An 18,201-nucleotide genomic window follows, 5' to 3' on the forward strand; every position below is an offset into this window, starting at 1 on the left:
ATCATTCCTTGGTCAAGTTGATGATGTGTTCCCATGTTTCAATACGGAACACTTCCATTGGATTATCCAGTATGCCGAATCCGATCATCAGTCCTGCAAAGAATATGATGATGGCAATGTAGATGAACAGCAGTATCCTGATAATCAATGGGAATCTGCGGTGAACTAGCTTTTTTGATTGTTCAGCCATAGAACTACCTCTTTATTTCGAAGATGTCACACTTTCCTGTGTGGAACTTTCACCTGTCCGTTCTATGTCGGCTCCAAGCTGTTGCAGCTTCTTATGGAAATTGACATACCCGCGGTCAAGGTGTCTTAATTCAGTAACTACAGTATACCCGTCTGCTGCCAAACCTGCAAGAATCAACGCAGCTGCCGCTCTAAGGTCGGTTGCTTTTACACGTCCTGCAGCAAGTTTTTCGCCACCTTTGATGAAGGCATGGTTATCTTCCACATCAATATCAGCATCCATATTTCTGAACTCATTGACATGCATGAACCTGTTTTCGAAAATGGTTTCGGTGATGACACTTGTACCGTTGACTGTAGACAGCAGGGCCATCATCTGACTCTGCATATCTGTCGGAAAACCGGGGTGTGGCATCGTCTTCACTCTGATAGGCTTCAATTGCGGGTCCGGAATGACACGAATGCTGGTGCCTTCTTCTTCGATCCGTACCCCCGTCTCCTCAAGCTTCGATATCAGTGCAGTGAGATGGTTCGTCATCACATTATCAAGCACAATTTCACTTCGTGTAATCGCGCCAGCAATCATGAAAGTACCTGCCTCGATCCGATCCGGTATGACAGTATGCTCTGCACCTTCCAGTACTTCAACACCTTCGATGATAATGTGTCCTGTACCAGCTCCTTGGACTTTCCCGCCCATGGCATTGATATAATTGGCCAGGTCTTCAATCTCAGGCTCTCTTGCAGCATTTTCTAGTTCTGTAACACCGTCAGCCAGACTTGCAGCCATGATCAGATTCTGTGTTGCACCGACACTCGGGAAATCCAGATATATCTTTGCACCTTTCAGACTACCATCGACTGTACCCTCAAAGCTGCCATCGACCGTACGGAAAGTGGCGCCCATCTTCTCCAGACCTTTGATATGCTGTTCGACTGGTCTTGATCCGATTGCACAACCTCCAGGCATTGCAACATTACAATAGCCATATCTGCCAAGCAGCGGGCCCATGACCAGCATGCTTGCGCGCATCTTGTTGACAAGATTGAAAGGCGCATTACAGTTCAGTTCATTCGTTGCATCGACTACGATCGTTTTACCCTCAGGCTTAACGGAAGCACCAAGGTGACTGAGAAGCGCACTCAGTGTTTTCACATCGGAAAGATCCGGCACGTTATGTAGCTTCGATACTCCCCTCTCTGCAAGCAAAGAAGCTGTCAGAATCGGCAAAACAGCGTTTTTGGAGCCCTCTATTTCAACAGAACCTGATAGTTTATTTCCACCTTTAACAATTATAGAATCCATATTTACCCACTCCATACTTTATACTTTCGTTACACTATTCACTATTTTAAAGATGTATAAACATGTTTGCAAAGCTAATATCAAAATAGCAGTGCTGCTTCCTGAACAAGCCTGAAGAAGTCCATGATGAAGTTGCTGAGCGCACTTCCCAGAAGTATAGCAGCCAGAATGATAAACATTCTGATCCGGCCTGTTTCACCTTTTCTGAACCACGCATCTATATTTAGGGCACCAAGCACCCAGAAAGCGAAAATGACACATAGCATATGCAGGAAGATATGCATGAAAGCAAGTTGGGAATACAACATATTACTATTCACCTTTTAAAAAACCCGGGCAGTAAGCCCGGGTTAGTTTATTATTTATGTTTTGCTACATCCAATCGGTTGACTGCACGTTGTAATGCAAGATCAGCACGATATCTATCAACTTTTTCGTCACGCGCCTGCTGAAGCAGCGCTTCAGCACGTTCTCTCGCCGCTACAGCACGATCGGTATCGATATCTTCAGCAAACTCGCCGGCCTGTACCAATACCGTTACCTGTTCAGAACGTATTTCGACAAAACCATCTGTTACTGCAAAATATTCGAACTTTCCATCGATCTTTGTACGCAGACTGCCGATTTTAAGCGCAGCAACCGTCGGGACGTGGCCGGCCATGACGCCGAGCTCACCCTGTTTGGTCTGGAGTATTATGATTTCACAATCCGTTTCAGAGAAAACAGAACCGTTTGGTGTGACTACATCCAGTGCAATTGTACTCATTTGCTAACCCTCCCGATTTTAGACTTCTACGCCCATCTCACGTGCTTTATCAAGCACAGCAGAAATGCCACCTACAAGACGGAATGCATCTTCAGGGATATGGTCGTATTTGCCATCAAGTATTTCCTTGAAATCGTTGACAGTCTGATCGACAGGTACATAGGAACCCTTCTGACCAGTAAACTGTTCAGCAACGTGGAAATTCTGAGATAGGAAGAACTGGATGCGACGCGCACGTGAAACTGTCCTTTTATCATCTTCAGATAGTTCATCCATACCAAGAATCGCAATGATATCCTGAAGCTCACGGTACTTCTGAAGTGTCGATTGAACACCACGCGCAACTTCGTAATGCTCTTCGCCAACTACTGCTGGTGACAGTGCACGAGAAGTGGAAGCGAGCGGATCCACCGCAGGGTAGATACCCATCTCAGAGAGTTTACGCTCAAGGTTTGTTGTAGCATCCAGATGGGCGAATGTCTGTGCCGGCGCCGGGTCGGTATAGTCATCGGCTGGTACGAATACCGCCTGGATGGATGTTACTGAACCTACGTTTGTTGACGTGATACGCTCCTGGAGCTGACCCATTTCTGTTGCCAATGTCGGCTGGTAACCTACTGCTGATGGCATACGTCCAAGCAGGGCTGATACTTCAGAACCAGCTTGGGTGAAACGGAAGATGTTGTCTATGAATAGCAGAACATCCTGTCCTTCTTCATCACGGAAGTACTCCGCCATTGTCAGACCAGACAATGCAACACGCATACGTGCACCTGGTGGCTCGTTCATCTGACCGAATACCATGGCAGTCTTCGCAATAACACCGGAATCACTCATCTCGTGATACAGGTCATTTCCTTCACGCGTACGCTCTCCAACACCAGCAAATACCGAAATACCGCCGTGTTCCTGAGCGATGTTGTTGATCAGTTCCTGAATCAGAACCGTCTTGCCCACTCCGGCACCGCCGAAGAGACCGATCTTACCACCTTTGATGTAAGGTGCCAGTAGATCTACTACTTTGATACCCGTTTCAAGAATTTCAACGTTGGTGGAAAGATCTTCGAATTTAGGAGCCTGACGGTGAATCGGGTCTCTTCTTTCAGAAGCAGGAATTGCTTCTCCAAGATCGATATGATCTCCAAGTACGTTGAATACCCGGCCAAGTGTAATCTGGCCAACAGGGACAGAAATCGGGCTTTCTGTATTTGTAACTTCAGTACCACGCTGCAGTCCATCTGTAGAACTCATCGCAATTGTTCTTACGACGTTGTCCCCGAGGTGAAGCGCGACTTCCAAAGCCAAAGTATCTTCTTCATTATCTTTATCAGTGTTGACATAAAGTGCATTATTCAATTCAGGCAGCTGGCCTTCTTCGAAACGCACGTCAACTACAGGTCCCATAATTTGAACTACTTGACCTAAAGCCATTCGTTTTCCTCCTAGTCAATCTTTATTCGAGTGCAGATGCACCGCCGACGATCTCCGTAATCTCCTGGGTAATCGCCGCTTGTCTTGCACGGTTGTATTGTAACGTCAGGTCATCCACTAGCTCCTTGGCGTTATCAGTCGCCGCTTTCATCGCTGTCATACGTGCCGCATGTTCACTTGCTTTGGCTTCAAGCAGCGCGCCGTAGACCAGACTTTCTGCATATTGCGGAAGAATCGTCTCGAGGATGGATTCCTTGTCCGGCTCAAACTCATATGTGGAAAGGGTTGAAGCCTTATCTTGGCTGATTGTCTCCTCTTCAGTAAGTGGAAGGAGCTTTCTGGTCGCCACTTTCTGTTCAAGGACAGATACATACTCGTTATACACGATGTATAGCTCATCTATATCTTCATTCGAGAACTGTGCAACCGATTGCTGAGCGATTTCCTTAACACTGCTGAAGTCCGGCTGATCAGCCAGTCCAACGCGATGATTGGTGATACTGTATTCACGGTTGTCCATGAATTCGTGCCCCATCCTTCCGATGATGAACAGATCATAGGAATCAGGATTGTCATTATGACGTTCCCTGATTACATTGGTAATTTCTTTGAGGATGTTGGCATTATACGGACCGGCCAGTCCACTATCCGATGTAATGATCACGTATCCAGTACGCTTTACAGGACGTTCCCTCAGCATAGGATGGGAACTTGTATTATCTCCAGTTGCAATGGCCTGGACAGCCTCCTGGATCTTGTTCATGTAAGGCTGGAATCTTTTTGTGTTCTCCTCTGCCCGCTTGAGCTTGGAGTTCGAGACCATATGCATGGCGCTAGTGATCTGGCTCATTTTTTTGGTTGATCCGATACGACCTTTGATTTCTCTTAATGCAGCCATGAATTCACCACCTTATTCTATATTCATCACCCTTACTTGGATGCGTTGAATAGTTTCTTGAAGCTGTTTATTGCACTTGCATAAGCTTCATCGTCCGGAAGCTGTTTTGTTTCACGAATACCTTTAAGCAGCTCAGGCTGGTTTGAATCAAGCCAGTTGAGGAATTCAGCTTCAAAGCGTGTAATATCTTCAACTGCAACTTCATCAAGGTGGCCATTTACAAGTGCATAGAGAATCGCAACCTGACGCTCTACTGAAAGCGGATTGTTTTCGCCTTGTTTGAGTACTTCAACAGTACGTTTACCACGCTCAAGTTTGGCAGCTGTCGCTTCATCAAGGTCAGAACCGAACTGAGCGAATGCTTCCAGTTCACGGTATGCTGCAAGGTCCAGTCTCAAAGTACCGGCAACCTTCTTCATCGCTTTGATCTGTGCAGAACCACCAACACGGGAAACGGATAGTCCGGCGTTGATCGCAGGCCTTACGCCTGAGAAGAACAGGTCGGACTGCAGGAATATCTGTCCGTCGGTGATGGAGATGACGTTCGTTGGTACGAACGCACTGATATCACCAGCCTGTGTTTCGATGAAAGGCAGTGCAGTAATGGACCCTCCACCGAGTTCATCATTAAGTTTCGCTGCACGTTCCAGAAGACGGCTGTGAAGGTAGAATACATCACCTGGGTAGGCTTCACGGCCTGGTGGACGTTTCAGTAGGAGTGAAAGTTCGCGATATGCGGCAGCCTGTTTAGTCAGATCATCATAGACGATGAGGACGTGCTTGCCATTGAACATGAATTCTTCTGCCATTGTTACACCAGCGTATGGTGCAATGTATAGAAGTGGTGCCGGCATGGAAGCACCTGCAGTAACAACGATTGTGTAGTCGAGTGCACCATTTTTACGCAGTGTTTCAACAGTTGCACGAACTGTGGATTCCTTTTGACCGATTGCCACATATACACAGATCATATCCTGATCCTTCTGGTTGAGGATCGTATCGATTGCAACAGTCGTCTTACCTGTCTGGCGGTCACCAATGATCAGCTCACGCTGTCCACGACCGATTGGAACAAGCGCATCGATCGCCTTGATTCCGGTCTGTAGCGGTTCGTCTACCGACTTACGCGCCATAACGCCTGTTGCCGGACTTTCAATTGGTCTTGTTTTTGTTGCACCCATCGGTCCTTTGCCGTCGATCGGCTGTCCCAGGGGATTGACGACACGGCCAATCAGTTCCTCGCCTACAGGTACTTCCATGATGCGTCCTGTACGCTTGACTTCGTCGCCTTCTTTAATGTCATCGAATGGACCGAGAATTACGATACCAACGTTGTTTTCTTCGAGGTTCTGGGCAAGTCCCAGAACGCCGCTTGGAAATTCGAGCAGTTCTCCAGCCATAGCATCATTCAAACCATGAGCAAGTGCGATACCGTCACCAACCTGTATGACTGTTCCCACATCGGATACTTTCATATCAGCTTCATAGTTCTCGATCTGGCTTTTCAGGAGAGCGCTTATTTCATCAGCTTTAATTGCCATCAAATGTCACTCCTCAATTAGCTATTAGTTCTTTCTCTGAACCGGTTTTTCAAATCGGACAGCTGGGCAGTTACCGAGCCATCATATACTTTGGTTCCGACGAATACACGGATACCGCCGATAAGCGATTCATTCACCCTGTTCTCTATAAGCAGCTTTGAAAGACCAGTCTTTTTAATAAAGACTTTCCCGATACTTTCTATTTCTTCATCAGAGAGTGGATATACCGATTCGATCACTACATTTTCCTGGTTATAATGTGCATTGTAATTTTGTATGAAATGAGCGTGAACTGCTTCGATTTCATTGAACCTGTTGCGGTCTGAGAGAATGAGCAGCATGTTCTTGAGCGGTTGTGCAGCATTGCCGAAAGCTTTTGCTACTGCCTGCCTGCGACTCTCCCGCGAAATTCTGGGGTTATTCATGAAGGTGATGAAACCAGGAGTGTTGCCGACTGATTTGACCACTTCATCGAAATCCGCCCTGACTTCCTCGAGCTGCCCATTTTCACTGACGATACTGAACAGGGCCTGGGAATATTTCTGAGCTGGGTTAGCCATTATTTACCCCCTGCTTCCTGTAGGTATCTCGCAACCAGATCTTTCTGGTCCTGCTTGTTGATCTCTTTTGAAATCATCTTTTCAGCAATCAGAACGGAAATATCAGCCACCTGATCATTGATATCGCGGATTGCTTTTTGCTTTTCTCTTTCGATATCAGCTTTGGCATCTTCCATCATCTGATTTGCACGTGTGTTTGCATCATGGATGATTGCTTCTTGCTCTTTTTTCGCCTGTTCTTTTGCATTATCCATCATCTCAGAAATTTCAGCCTGTGTATTTCTAAGCACAGTCTCATTTTCTTCCTTGAGATTCACAGCTTCCATCTTGCGTTGCTCTGCATCATCAATCTCTGAATGGATCAGCTGTTCTCGCTCATCCATCACTTTCTTAAGTGGCTTCCATACGAAATATGAAAGGGCCAGAAGAAGAACGATGAAGGCAGCCAGCTGTATAAGGCTGTTACCAATTGCTGCCGGCACGGTGTCCGTAGCTCCTAAAATTAGAAATTCCACCTATGTACACTCCTTTCGCGAGAGTTTCATTCTATTTTCATAGTCGACATAATAAGAGGGCGAAATCTTGATAGAAGACTTCGCCAGATGTAACGTTTCTTAGAACATGAACATAAGCATGAATGAAATAACGATCGCGATGATCGGAACGGCCTCAACAACACCGATACCAATGAACATGATTGTCATGAGTGGACCACGAGCTTCAGGCTGACGGGATACACCCTCAACTGTTTTGGAAACGATAAGACCGATACCGATACTTGCGCCGAGTGCTGCAAGACCAGCAGCGATACCTACTGCGAGTAGATTCATCATAAGATATAGTTCCTCCTAAAAATATTTTAAATGGTTGATTAAATTTTTATATTAATGATCGTCGCTCACCTTATGGGAGAGATAGACCATTGATAACATAACGAATATGAATGCCTGGATGACACCAATGTAGATTGAGAACCCTTGCCAGATCATTAATGGGATAAATCCACCAACGAAACCAAGTGCGCCGGATGCCATTACCATGATCAGCAGTGAGAGTAGAATCTCACCTGCGTAGATATTACCGTAAAGACGCAGACCAAGCGTCAGGTTGTATGTGAATTCTTCGATGAACTTGAACGGTGCCATGAACCACACCGGCTGTGCGTACGATTTCAGATATGCTTTTGTACCACGCATCTTGATTCCATAATAGTGGGTAAGCACAATCATCAAGCTGGCCAGGGTCAGTGTAACTGACGGGTCGGCAGTTGGTGATTTCCACCAGAGAGTATGTTCTTCGTCTGGTGCTATAAAAGCAAAAGGCAGCCCGAGCATATTTGCAACAAATATGTATAGAATCAATGTTAGGGCCAGGAAGTGGAATCTTCCGCCTTGTTTCCAGGCCATGTTGCCTGAGATGATACCTTTAACGAAGTTCATCAGTACTTCCATGAGTACCTGACTTTTCCCTGTCGGTCTCACTGATAGATTTCTTGTCATAAAGAAAGCAACCAGAAATACAACAAGCGATGAAATAATAATCATCATAACCGTGGACAGATTGAATGTGACTGGAAGACCAAAAACATCATATGTCCAAATCGGATTTCCGTGCTCCATTTTCTCACCTCTTTCACTTCGTCAATTCTTTAATCGCACGAAACAGAATCATTACATAGCTGAGCAGAAGCCCAAGTGCTATACCAAATATACTGAATATATCCGGGAATCTCACCCAGAAAAGACATGTAACAACCACAATCATAAGGCGCGCAATCGTACCGGTTCGGATTCTTCCATCCTCTGTCTTGTAGGCCTTCTCAAGGTTGTAGTACCAGTTCAGGAGCAGCATAATGGACGCAAGGGTACCCAAAGCGAGTCCGGCTGCAAAAGATGAAGATGTAAACAGATAGATGAGTAGGCTGATGATCAGAGGGAAAAGCAAAAATCTAAGGAAATGATGGGAAAATCGTCTGAAAAATGGCACTTTGAACACTGTCTCCTAGTGTATTCTGCGGCTTTTCGATGTAAACCGTTACATTACTCTTGTAATGATATATCTTTGTATTTTTTATGTCAATATTATGGACAGATTAATTTCATAGTACATTTTTTATGACATATTATCGACATATTTCCTAGATGTCGAAACTCTCTGGCTTATCTTTCCTGATTCCGTAGTAGTATTTTATGTTTTCGCATATTCTGAGTGATGCTTTGCCATCACCATAAGGGTTGCTGGCTTCCGCCATTTTCTGATAGACACTGTCATCCGTCAGCAGTTCTTTCGTCAAATTGTAGATATTTTCTTTCTGGATACCGGCAAGCTTGAGTGTGCCTGCTTCCACGCCTTCCGGTCGTTCTGTTGTATCCCTGAGTACCAGTACCGGTTTTCTGAGAGAAGGTGCTTCTTCCTGTACACCACCGGAATCGGTCATGATGATATGACTTTTTGCCGCAAAGTTATGGAAATCGAACACATCGAGCGGCTCGATGATTTCGATGCGATCATGATCTGAAAGATACTTCTTGGCAATCTCCCTGACCTTCGGGTTTTTATGGATTGGATAGACTACAGTAACATCCTCGAACTCTTCTACAATTTCACGTACCGCACTGAAGATATTCTCCATCGGCATACCGATATTTTCCCTTCTATGGGCTGTCAGCAGAATCACTTTGTTATCTTTATGTCTGTCGATGATTTCACTTTCATATGCATCGTTCACTGTTGTATTCAAAGCATCGATTGCCGTATTGCCAGTAACAGAAATGCCATCCGCCTTTTTGTTCTCCTGCAATAGGTTTTCTTTGGACGTTTCAGTCGGTGCAAAATGAAGATCAGCAAGTACACCTGTCATCTGGCGGTTCATTTCTTCCGGGAACGGAGAATATTTGTTGTTCGTTCTCAGACCCGCTTCGACGTGACCGATATCCACTTCGTTATAGAATGCTGCCAGACTGCCGCCAAATGTTGTCGTTGTATCTCCATGGACAAGGATCATGTCCGGTTCTGCTTCTTTGATGACAGATTCGAGGCCAGCGATTACTCTGCCTGTCACTTCAGACAACGTCTGCCCCTTCTGCATGATATCCAGATCATAGTCCGGTGTGATACCGAAAATTTCAAGTACCTGGTCGAGCATCTCTCGGTGCTGTGCAGTGACCACGACTACTGGCTCAAGCTCCGGATCATTTTTCAGTGCTAGAACAAGCGGCGCCATTTTAATCGCTTCAGGTCGTGTACCGAATATCGTCATGATTTTCTTCATACATTCTTCTCCTTGTCAATTCTATTTTGTACCAAACAGTCTGTCTCCGGCATCACCGAGACCTGGTACAATATAGCTTTTTTCATTCAGTTTCTCATCCAGTGCAGCAATATATATATCCACATCGGGGTGGGCTTCTTTCAAGACTTCCACACCTTCAGGCGCAGCAATCAGGCAGATGAACCTTACCTTTGTCGCCCCACGCTTCTTGACTGCAGTGATCGCTTCAACAGCCGATGCGCCAGTGGCGAGCATCGGGTCGATGACGAATATATCCCTTTCCTCTATATCTCCCGGGAATTTGGCATAGTATTCGATTGCTTCGAGTGTTTCAGGATCACGATATAGGCCGATATGCCCCACTCTTGCTGAAGGAATCAGCTTGAGTATGCCTTCCTGCATACCGAGCCCTGCTCTTAGAATCGGAACGATGCCGAGCTTTTTACCACTCAGTCTTTTTGCTGTTGTACGCGTTACCGGTGTATCCACTTCGACATCTTCCAGTGAAAGATCACGCGTGACTTCGTAGGCCATGAGCATGCCGACTTCATCGACAAGCTCTCTGAATTCCTTAGTGGATGTCTTCTCATCTCTGATGTAACTCATCTTATGCTGGATCAGCGGGTGATCCATTACGTGTACTTTAGACATATTTATCCTCCAGTTCTCTCAATCAAGCCGAAATAAGGCGAACCCTATTCCGGCATGGTCAGTTTATTTATATAGTGGGAATTTGGACGTCAGTGCCGTCACTCTATCTTTCAGAGTTTCATACTTCGTGCCCTCTTTGATATCAGACAGTGTTTCAACAATCAGATCTGCAACTTCCTGCATCTCTTCCTCTTTGAATCCACGTGTTGTCATCGCTGGTGTACCGAGACGGATACCACTTGTCACAAATGGTGATTCTTCATCGAATGGAATAGTGTTCTTGTTACAAGTAATACCGATTTCATCCAACGCTTCCTCAGCCTGCTTGCCTGTCAGTCCAAAACTTTTCACATCGACAAGAACGATATGGTTTTCCGTACCACCACTGACGATGCGGAGTCCACCTTCTGCAAGACGGTCAGCAAGCACCTGTGCATTTCTTACGACCTGTTCCTGGTACACTTTGAAGTCCGGGTTCAGCGCTTCGCCGAAAGCAACTGCTTTTGCTGCAATGACGTGCATGAGTGGTCCGCCCTGGATACCCGGGAAGATGTTCTTATCCACTTTCTTGGCATGTTCCTCTTTGGTCAGAATCAAGCCGCCCCTCGGGCCTCTCAGTGTCTTGTGTGTTGTCGAAGTCACGAAATCTGCATAAGGTACTGGATCCGGGTGGAGTCCAGCAGCGACGAGACCGGCAATGTGTGCCATGTCGACCATCAGGTAGGCGCCCACTTCATCTGCTATTTCACGGAACTTGCTGAAATCGATCGCCTTGGAGTACGCACTGCCTCCGGCAACGATCATTTTCGGCTTATGTTCTTTGGCAATATTAAGGAGATCGTCATAATCGATCACTTCGTCTTCTTTGCTTACACCATATTCAACAAAATTGAAAAGCTTGCCACTGAAATTGACTTTGCTGCCGTGTGTCAGATGCCCCCCATGATTGAGGTTCATACCGAGAACCGTATCGCCCGGTTCAAGTACGGAGAAATAGACAGCCATATTGGCCTGTGACCCGGAATGGGGCTGGACGTTCGCATGATCTGCGCCAAAAAGCTGCTTCACTCTTTCACGTGCCAGATCTTCGGCGACGTCCACATTCTCACACCCTCCATAATAGCGCTTATGCGGATAGCCTTCAGCGTATTTGTTGGTAAGTATCGAACCTTGAGCCTCAAGTACTGCTTCTGATACAAAGTTCTCTGATGCAATCAGTTCGATGTTGTTGTTCTGGCGATCCAGTTCTGCTTCAATAGTTTCAAAAATTTTCGGGTCCTGTGATTCAATGAATGACATGTCTTCTCTCCTTGAATGCAAGTTTAGTAATGCGCGCGAGGGCCACCTATAAGTTTAGGTCTGGAATATGCGATTGTGACATTGGCCTGATTGATCGTTCTCTGCTCCACTCTGAAGGGGACAGCAACATGCTGAATGTGCATGCCGATCAGCGTCTGACCGATATCGATGCCCCGATCAGCTGCAGCATGCTCCACCACTACCGGATCAGTCAGGTGATTGAATGCATATTCACTCAGACTGCCGCCGGCTGACCGATGGGGCACGACGCTGACCGGAGGCAGACCGCCTGCATAAGCTGTCTTACGTTCCATGGTAACCGCACGATTGATGTGTTCGCAACCTTGGAACATGAGATGCATCTGATGACGTTCTGTGGCCTGATGGAATGCATCATATATCAGTTCTGCCACTTCCATCGAGCTCTGCCGGCCGATATGATGTCCCATCACTTCGGATGTGGAGCAGCCGATGAGCAGTTTTTCTCCATTCTTAAAGAAATCTGCCGTCTCCAGCTGCTCAACCAGTGTGTCGAGGTCATTCTTCAATCTTGCAAACTCTTTGTTCATGTCTGCCCCCCTCATACTCGGTACTGAGCCAGACATCCACAATGTCCTGGGCCAGACCGGGGCCGATTACGCGCTCACCCATTGCCAGCATGTTCGAGTTGTTATGGGCTCTTGTTGCTCTTGCTGAGAAAGTGTCATGGACAAGTGCGCAACGGATACCCTTGACCTTATTTGCACTTATGCTCATCCCGATGCCGGTACCACAGACCAGAATGCCGCGATCGAACTCTCCGGAAGCGACCTTGTCTGCTACAGGACGTGCATAATCAGGGTAATCGACGGAGTCAGCGGTATCGGGACCGAAATCGGTGATTTCCACACCTTTTCCCTTGAGCGCCGCAACGACTGAAGCTTTAAGATTGAATCCACCATGATCAGAAGCAATAATCACTTTCATAACCTTCACCTCATCTTTATTATATATCAAAAGCTTACAGAGAAAAGCAGTCATAAGCAAATCAGAACTTGAATTTATCAATAAAACTTTTCAATTGTTTGAAAGTACGTTCATAGTCCTCCATGCTACCGCCATATGGGTCGAGAACATCCTCTTGATAACCTTCTGCAAATTCACTGATCATACGGACATCTGCAGATGGAAATTCCCCCATGACGGCTCTCCTGTGGGCATCGGTCATGACGAGCAGCAGTGCTCCCCCTGCATCTTCTTCTGTCAATGGAGCCGGGGTGGAGGGCATCACAAGATTTTCGCGTGCCACGATAGCCTGTGAAATGCTGCTGACTTCTCCCGGCTGAACCATCAGTCCCCTGGATTCGAATACCACATCGCCAGTATTGAACTGCGTTTTTGCATAGCTTTCCGCTAGGGGACTCCTGCATGTGTTCCCTGTACAGACGAATATGACCCTCATTCTGATTCTTCCTTTATGATTTCATTGCCGGTCGCCTTATAGATCCGGTTCATCAGCGCTTCCGTCTCTTCTTTTTTAGGGAAACCATGAATATAGATCTTATCCACATCCGACTTGTCCATCTTCCTCAGTGCAGCATAGAGGTTGCGTCCAGCCTCACGATAGTCATTCTCCCCGGAGCACAGACTGATGAAATAGATGCCATCCGGGATCATGTCACGTATAGATTCGGGGGCGATCACTCCCACTTTCTGGTCTTCCTCGAGTTTAAGGTGCGTATTGTTCTTGAAGCCGCCTTCCACCACAGCAAGCGGCTGATGCGGCGCATAGTGCTTATACTTCATTCCCGGGGCAATCGGCCGATCAGCATCACCATGATGCTTGCTGACCGCCTCCTTCAGCACGCTTTCGAGCTCACCTTTAGTGATGCTCCCGGGCCTTGCGATGCGGTATGGAAACTGCGTACAGTCGAGTACTGTACTTTCCAGTCCGTATGTGGCAGGGTCACTTGCCACCACGCCATATACCTTGCTGTTCAGGTCATCGATGACATGGCTGAAATCGGTGGGCGAAGGCTTGCCACTAAGGTTGGCGCTCGGCGCAGCAAGTGGAAAACCAACCTTCTCGAGTATTGCGTGGCCCACTGGATGACTCGGCATTCTGACAGCCACCGAGTCCAGTTCAGCCACGGTGTTACCCGCCAGCACACTGCCTTTCAAAGGCAGTATGAATGAAATTGGCCCCGGCCAGAAATGCTTCATCAATGTTTCCACTTTAGGATCCAGTGGTTCCGTAAAATCAGCCAGCTGTTCCATGCTATGAATATGTACAATCAGGGGATTATCCCCGGGACGGTTCTTGGCCGAAAATATCTTCTGTATCGCTTCAGGGTTTCTTGCGTCACCCGCAAGACCATATACCGTTTCCGTCGGAATGCCGATGACTTCACCGTATTCGAGAGCCGTTCTTATTTCATCAAGTTTTGAATCGGTCACCTCATCTTTGAGCTGATCCGTTCTGATATCCCAAATTTTCGTCTTCATAATGGACCTCCCATCTGAAATGGAGTATTCTATCATTCCCATTCATATCTTTCTTCACTGTCGGTTCAACTCCCGGCCAGCGCTGCATGATATATGCACGAAGCATATCAGCCTGCTTCCAGCCAATTTCAAAATAGACCGTACCCCCGTCGTTCAGCACCTCATCCAGCTGGTCCACCATCCGTTTATAGAGCGCCAGTCCATCGTCTTCGGCAAACAGGGCCAGTGCCGGTTCGTGTGCAATGACTGATTCACCCATATCAGCAAAATCATCCGTTCCAATATAAGGTGGATTGGAAACGATGCAGTCCACTTTGATATTTCTTGCGATCAGCGGTTCGAAAAGATTACCCGCGAGAATATCAGCATTTGTCCCCAGCTTTTCCGCATTCGCTCCTGCCACTTCCAGCGCCGGTTCGGAGACATCGGTCAGTATTACCGAATTGTTCTGCCAGGCAGCAGACAACGTCAATCCTATGGCACCTGTACCACAACCGATATCAACCACTTTCTTCCCCGTATCCGGCTCCATGGCCAGAACAAGCTCTACAAGCTCCTCGGTTTCATTGCGTGGAATCAGCGTGTCCCGAGTAACAGTGAATTTCTCGCCGTAAAACCATGCATGACCTGCTACGTACTGATAGGGTTCGCCTTCCGATATGCGTCTGATTGCCGATTCATACCGGACTCTATCTTCATCAGCCACTTCCCTGTCGCCCTCCAGCAGGAACCGTGTCATATCCATTCCAAAAAGATCTTCCAACAGCAGGGTTGCCGGCCTTATTTCTTCTCCTGACATGGCTAAAGAGGCTTTCGCCTCTTTAACCATCTCTCTATAGCTATAGGGATGCATTGTTCAGCTCTTCCAGCTTACTCGTCTGCTCCTCAATTGTCAGCGCTTCGATGACATCATCGAGTTTACCTTCAATAATCTGATCCAGTTTTTGGATAGTCAGACCGATACGGTGGTCGGTCACACGGTTCTGAGGATAATTGTATGTTCTGATCCTTTCGGAACGGTCACCGGTACCGACTGCACTTTTACGCTTCTCGGCATATTCCGCTGTCGCTTCCTGAAGCATCATATCATAAACCCGCGCCTTCAGAACCTTCATGGCGCGCTCACGGTTCTTGATCTGTGACTTTTCGTCCTGGGAAGTCACGACAACGCCTGTCGGCAAGTGGGTCATACGAACGGCGGAATCGGTGGTATTGACGTGCTGTCCGCCTGCACCGCTCGAACGGTAGGTATCTATCTTGATATCTTCGTTGCGGATATCAACCTCTACATCTTCTACTTCAGGCAGTACCGCGACCGTCGCAGTTGAAGTATGGATCCGGCCACCGGACTCTGTTTCAGGAACACGCTGGACACGATGGGCACCATTTTCAAATTTCAATTTTGAGAACGCGCCTTCACCCTGTATCAGGAAGCTGATTTCCTTATAGCCGCCATGGTCATTGGCATTAGCTTCAACGACTTCTATTTTCCAGCCATTCTCTTCTGCATAGCGCGAGTACATTCTGAACAGGTTGCCGGCGAAGATCTGCGCTTCGTCGCCACCTGCTGCCCCTCTGATCTCGACGATGACGTTCTTGTCGTCATTCGGATCTTTTGGAATCAGCAGAAATTTCAACTGGTCCTCAAGCGCTGGAATCGCCTTCTCGGACTCGGAAATCTCTTCCTTGATCATTTCAAGCATTTCCTTATCATCTGTTTCCTTCAACATTACCCGGGATTCTTCAATCGTCTTCTTATGCTCCTTGTATTCCCTGAACACTTCCACTGTCTTATGCAGATCGCTCTGTTCCTTGGAATATGACCGCAGCTTGTCAGAATCGCTGACAACATCCGGATCACTCAGCAGTTCATTCAGCTGTTCATAGCGATTTTCAATTATTTCAAGTTGATCAAACATATAATTTCACCTTTTCATCTCTATAATCTCGTCAATTATACCATATCCGGACATAAAAAAAACTGTACTGGAGTAAGACTCCAGTACAGTTGATCTCTATTATTCGTTTGCGCTTTTGAAACCGAATTTTTTGTTGAATTTTTCAATACGGCCGTCTGCAGAAGCGAATTTCTGACGTCCAGTGTAGAATGGGTGGCATTCAGAGCAAACTTCTACTTTGATGTCTTCATTGTTTACTGAACCTGTTTGGAATTCGTTGCCGCAAGAGCACACTACGTTTACCTTGTTATATTCCGGGTGAATTGCTTGTTTCATTATTTACATCTCCTTAGCCCTGAACCATCTGGCACAGAGTTTATTAGTGGGATTACCACTTCGATACTTATATATTATACATGATCCCCCTTAAAAAATCAAGGGGTGATGCTCAATCAGATTACCGGACGACCTGTCGACTGTGAGGATAGCATCCGTTGTCTCAGGACATCGAAAAACTCTTCATTCGTCTTCGTCTGCTTCAATATTTTAAGGAACCGTTCTGTAAAGTCCGGGGCTTCCGTGAAAAGATTCCTCAGCTGCCATAGGACATCCAGTTCCCGCTTATCAAGCAGCAGCTCCTCTTTTCTTGTACTTGAACGTCTGATGTCGATTGCCGGATAGATTCTACGCTCGCTCAGGTTGCGATCCAGATGCAGCTCCATGTTCCCTGTTCCTTTGAACTCCTCATAGATGACATCATCCATGCGGCTCCCGGTATCCACCAGTGCAGTCGACAGGATTGTCAGACTCCCGCCCGCTTCTATGTTTCTTGCAGCACCGAAGAAATGCTTCGGCCGATGCAGGCTTGCCGGATCCAGGCCACCGGATAATGTTCGGCCGCTTGGTGGGATGACCAGGTTGTACGCACGTGCCAGTCGCGTGATGGAATCCATCAGTATGATGACGTCCTCACCCATCTCAACGAGACGCTTCGATCGCTCGAGAAGCAGTTCTGCAACTTTGACGTGATGTTCAGGCGGTTCATCGAAAGTCGAGTGGACGACTTCTGCATCCTCGACGGAACGTTCAAGATCCGTCACTTCTTCCGGCCGTTCACCAATAAGCAGAATGAACAGTTTCGTATCAGGATGGTTTTTGGTCATCGCATTTGCGATTTCCTTCAGGAGGGAAGTCTTACCGGCTTTCGGCGGCGCAACAATCATACCCCGTTGACCGAAGCCGATTGGTGTCACAAGATCCATGATACGTGTGGACAGATCCGTCGGCCTGTTTTCGAGCTTGATGCGTTCTTCAGGATACAGGGGCGTCAGCGCCTGGAAGTGCGGACGCTTTTTGACCTGTTCAGCATTCTGATCATTGATGAAATCCACCTGTAGCAGACCATAGTATTTTTCATTCTCTTTGGGACGGCGTACTTTTCCGGTAACCTTATCTCCTTTTTTCAGTTCGAACCTTCTGATCTGGGAAGCGGAAATGTAGATGTCCTTTTCCCCTTTGGAAAAGTTGACTGTACGCAGAAATCCGTACCCATCCACTTGGATGTCGTCCAGGACACCTTCCATGTAGTAGTTGCCGTCCTTTTCCATCTGCGCCTCCATTATGGCAAGGACAAGTTCTTTTTTATTCAGGCGGCTATAGTTGGAAAGACCGAGCTCTTTTGCCCGTACAGTCAGTTCCTTGGTGTTGTTCTTCTTATAGAGTGCATCAAAGGATTCATATTTCAGTTCCTTGGAATCTCTTTCAGCCATACGTTCACTTCGCTTTCATGTATTGAAGTCTTGATACAAGGGAGGTACAGGGGAAGACAGTGGGATGAGACTTTAACCATTCCATATTCTACACCATTGCTTTACAAAAATAAAGTTGATCCAGAAGAGGAAAATACT

Annotated in this window: 23 protein-coding genes; all 23 read right to left on the minus strand. The window is 46.9% G+C overall.

All coding sequences use genetic code 11. The features are described 5' to 3' along the window. Position 1: 1 nt before the first annotated feature. A complete protein-coding gene (locus GQ671_RS07605) occupies positions 2–190 on the minus strand; it encodes a DNA-directed RNA polymerase subunit beta (protein WP_160655134.1) in 189 nt (62 codons plus the stop codon). 12 nt (positions 191–202) lie between these two features. After that, complete coding sequence (gene murA / locus GQ671_RS07610; protein ID WP_160655137.1) at positions 203–1,495, minus strand: UDP-N-acetylglucosamine 1-carboxyvinyltransferase; 1,293 nt, start codon at positions 1,493–1,495, stop codon at positions 203–205. Between the two features lie 80 nt (positions 1,496–1,575). Continuing rightward, complete coding sequence (locus GQ671_RS07615) at positions 1,576–1,803, minus strand: DUF1146 family protein (RefSeq protein ID WP_160655140.1); 228 nt, start codon at positions 1,801–1,803, stop codon at positions 1,576–1,578. A gap of 50 nt (positions 1,804–1,853) precedes the next feature. Next, positions 1,854–2,261, minus strand: a complete 408-nt coding sequence (locus GQ671_RS07620) for a F0F1 ATP synthase subunit epsilon (protein WP_160655143.1) — start codon at positions 2,259–2,261, stop codon at positions 1,854–1,856. An 18-nt stretch (positions 2,262–2,279) separates the two neighbouring features. Continuing rightward, positions 2,280–3,692, minus strand: a complete 1,413-nt coding sequence (atpD, locus tag GQ671_RS07625) for a F0F1 ATP synthase subunit beta (protein ID WP_160655146.1) — start codon at positions 3,690–3,692, stop codon at positions 2,280–2,282. A 22-nt stretch (positions 3,693–3,714) separates the two neighbouring features. Then, positions 3,715–4,590, minus strand: coding sequence for an ATP synthase F1 subunit gamma (gene atpG, locus GQ671_RS07630; protein WP_160655149.1), 876 nt, complete (start codon positions 4,588–4,590; stop codon positions 3,715–3,717). Positions 4,591–4,622: 32 nt separating this feature from the next. Then, positions 4,623–6,131: a F0F1 ATP synthase subunit alpha gene (gene atpA, locus GQ671_RS07635; protein ID WP_160655152.1), complete on the minus strand. Its 1,509-nt coding sequence runs from the start codon at positions 6,129–6,131 to the stop codon at positions 4,623–4,625. A 17-nt stretch (positions 6,132–6,148) separates the two neighbouring features. Continuing rightward, positions 6,149–6,691 (minus strand): ATP synthase F1 subunit delta, encoded by a 543-nt coding sequence (gene atpH, locus GQ671_RS07640; RefSeq protein WP_160655155.1) that lies wholly within the window; start codon positions 6,689–6,691, stop codon positions 6,149–6,151. After that, positions 6,691–7,206: a F0F1 ATP synthase subunit B gene (locus GQ671_RS07645; RefSeq protein WP_160655158.1), complete on the minus strand. Its 516-nt coding sequence runs from the start codon at positions 7,204–7,206 to the stop codon at positions 6,691–6,693. The genes atpH and GQ671_RS07645 overlap by 1 nt, the downstream gene beginning before the upstream one ends. Before the next feature lie 99 nt (positions 7,207–7,305). After that, entirely contained in the window at positions 7,306–7,521 is a 216-nt protein-coding gene (atpE, locus tag GQ671_RS07650) for a F0F1 ATP synthase subunit C (RefSeq protein WP_031545243.1), read from the minus strand. A 54-nt stretch (positions 7,522–7,575) separates the two neighbouring features. Next, positions 7,576–8,310: a F0F1 ATP synthase subunit A gene (gene atpB / locus GQ671_RS07655; RefSeq protein ID WP_160655161.1), complete on the minus strand. Its 735-nt coding sequence runs from the start codon at positions 8,308–8,310 to the stop codon at positions 7,576–7,578. A gap of 13 nt (positions 8,311–8,323) precedes the next feature. After that, complete coding sequence (locus GQ671_RS07660; RefSeq protein ID WP_322789465.1) at positions 8,324–8,686, minus strand: ATP synthase subunit I; 363 nt, start codon at positions 8,684–8,686, stop codon at positions 8,324–8,326. Positions 8,687–8,828: 142 nt separating this feature from the next. Next, positions 8,829–9,962 carry a non-hydrolyzing UDP-N-acetylglucosamine 2-epimerase gene (wecB, locus tag GQ671_RS07665; protein ID WP_160655164.1) on the minus strand — a complete coding sequence of 378 codons (1,134 nt, stop codon included), beginning with the start codon at positions 9,960–9,962 and terminating at the stop codon, positions 8,829–8,831. A gap of 21 nt (positions 9,963–9,983) precedes the next feature. Further along, positions 9,984–10,613, minus strand: a complete 630-nt coding sequence (gene upp, locus GQ671_RS07670; RefSeq protein ID WP_160655168.1) for a uracil phosphoribosyltransferase — start codon at positions 10,611–10,613, stop codon at positions 9,984–9,986. A gap of 63 nt (positions 10,614–10,676) precedes the next feature. Continuing rightward, the gene (locus GQ671_RS07675) at positions 10,677–11,912 is read right to left on the minus strand and encodes a serine hydroxymethyltransferase (RefSeq protein WP_160655171.1); all 1,236 of its coding nucleotides are present in this window, start codon (positions 11,910–11,912) and stop codon (positions 10,677–10,679) included. Between the two features lie 23 nt (positions 11,913–11,935). Beyond that, the gene (locus GQ671_RS07680) at positions 11,936–12,481 is read right to left on the minus strand and encodes a TIGR01440 family protein (protein WP_160655174.1); all 546 of its coding nucleotides are present in this window, start codon (positions 12,479–12,481) and stop codon (positions 11,936–11,938) included. Continuing rightward, positions 12,450–12,878: a ribose 5-phosphate isomerase B gene (gene rpiB / locus GQ671_RS07685; protein WP_160655177.1), complete on the minus strand. Its 429-nt coding sequence runs from the start codon at positions 12,876–12,878 to the stop codon at positions 12,450–12,452. The genes GQ671_RS07680 and rpiB overlap by 32 nt, the downstream gene beginning before the upstream one ends. Before the next feature lie 61 nt (positions 12,879–12,939). Then, positions 12,940–13,353, minus strand: a complete 414-nt coding sequence (locus GQ671_RS07690; RefSeq protein WP_160655180.1) for an arsenate reductase/protein-tyrosine-phosphatase family protein — start codon at positions 13,351–13,353, stop codon at positions 12,940–12,942. Then, positions 13,350–14,396: an L-threonylcarbamoyladenylate synthase gene (locus GQ671_RS07695; RefSeq protein ID WP_160655183.1), complete on the minus strand. Its 1,047-nt coding sequence runs from the start codon at positions 14,394–14,396 to the stop codon at positions 13,350–13,352. The genes GQ671_RS07690 and GQ671_RS07695 overlap by 4 nt, the downstream gene beginning before the upstream one ends. Then, positions 14,350–15,249, minus strand: a complete 900-nt coding sequence (prmC, locus tag GQ671_RS07700) for a peptide chain release factor N(5)-glutamine methyltransferase (protein ID WP_160655186.1) — start codon at positions 15,247–15,249, stop codon at positions 14,350–14,352. The genes GQ671_RS07695 and prmC overlap by 47 nt, the downstream gene beginning before the upstream one ends. Further along, a complete protein-coding gene (gene prfA, locus GQ671_RS07705; protein ID WP_160655189.1) occupies positions 15,236–16,315 on the minus strand; it encodes a peptide chain release factor 1 in 1,080 nt (359 codons plus the stop codon). Before prfA ends, prmC begins: the two co-directional genes overlap by 14 nt. Before the next feature lie 99 nt (positions 16,316–16,414). After that, positions 16,415–16,630, minus strand: a complete 216-nt coding sequence (gene rpmE, locus GQ671_RS07710; RefSeq protein WP_160655192.1) for a 50S ribosomal protein L31 — start codon at positions 16,628–16,630, stop codon at positions 16,415–16,417. A 116-nt stretch (positions 16,631–16,746) separates the two neighbouring features. After that, the gene (gene rho, locus GQ671_RS07715; RefSeq protein ID WP_160655195.1) at positions 16,747–18,063 is read right to left on the minus strand and encodes a transcription termination factor Rho; all 1,317 of its coding nucleotides are present in this window, start codon (positions 18,061–18,063) and stop codon (positions 16,747–16,749) included. Between the last annotated feature and the right edge of the window lie 138 nt (positions 18,064–18,201).

The organism is Salinicoccus hispanicus (assembly GCF_009831115.1).
Classification (GTDB): Bacteria; Bacillota; Bacilli; order Staphylococcales; family Salinicoccaceae; genus Salinicoccus; species Salinicoccus hispanicus.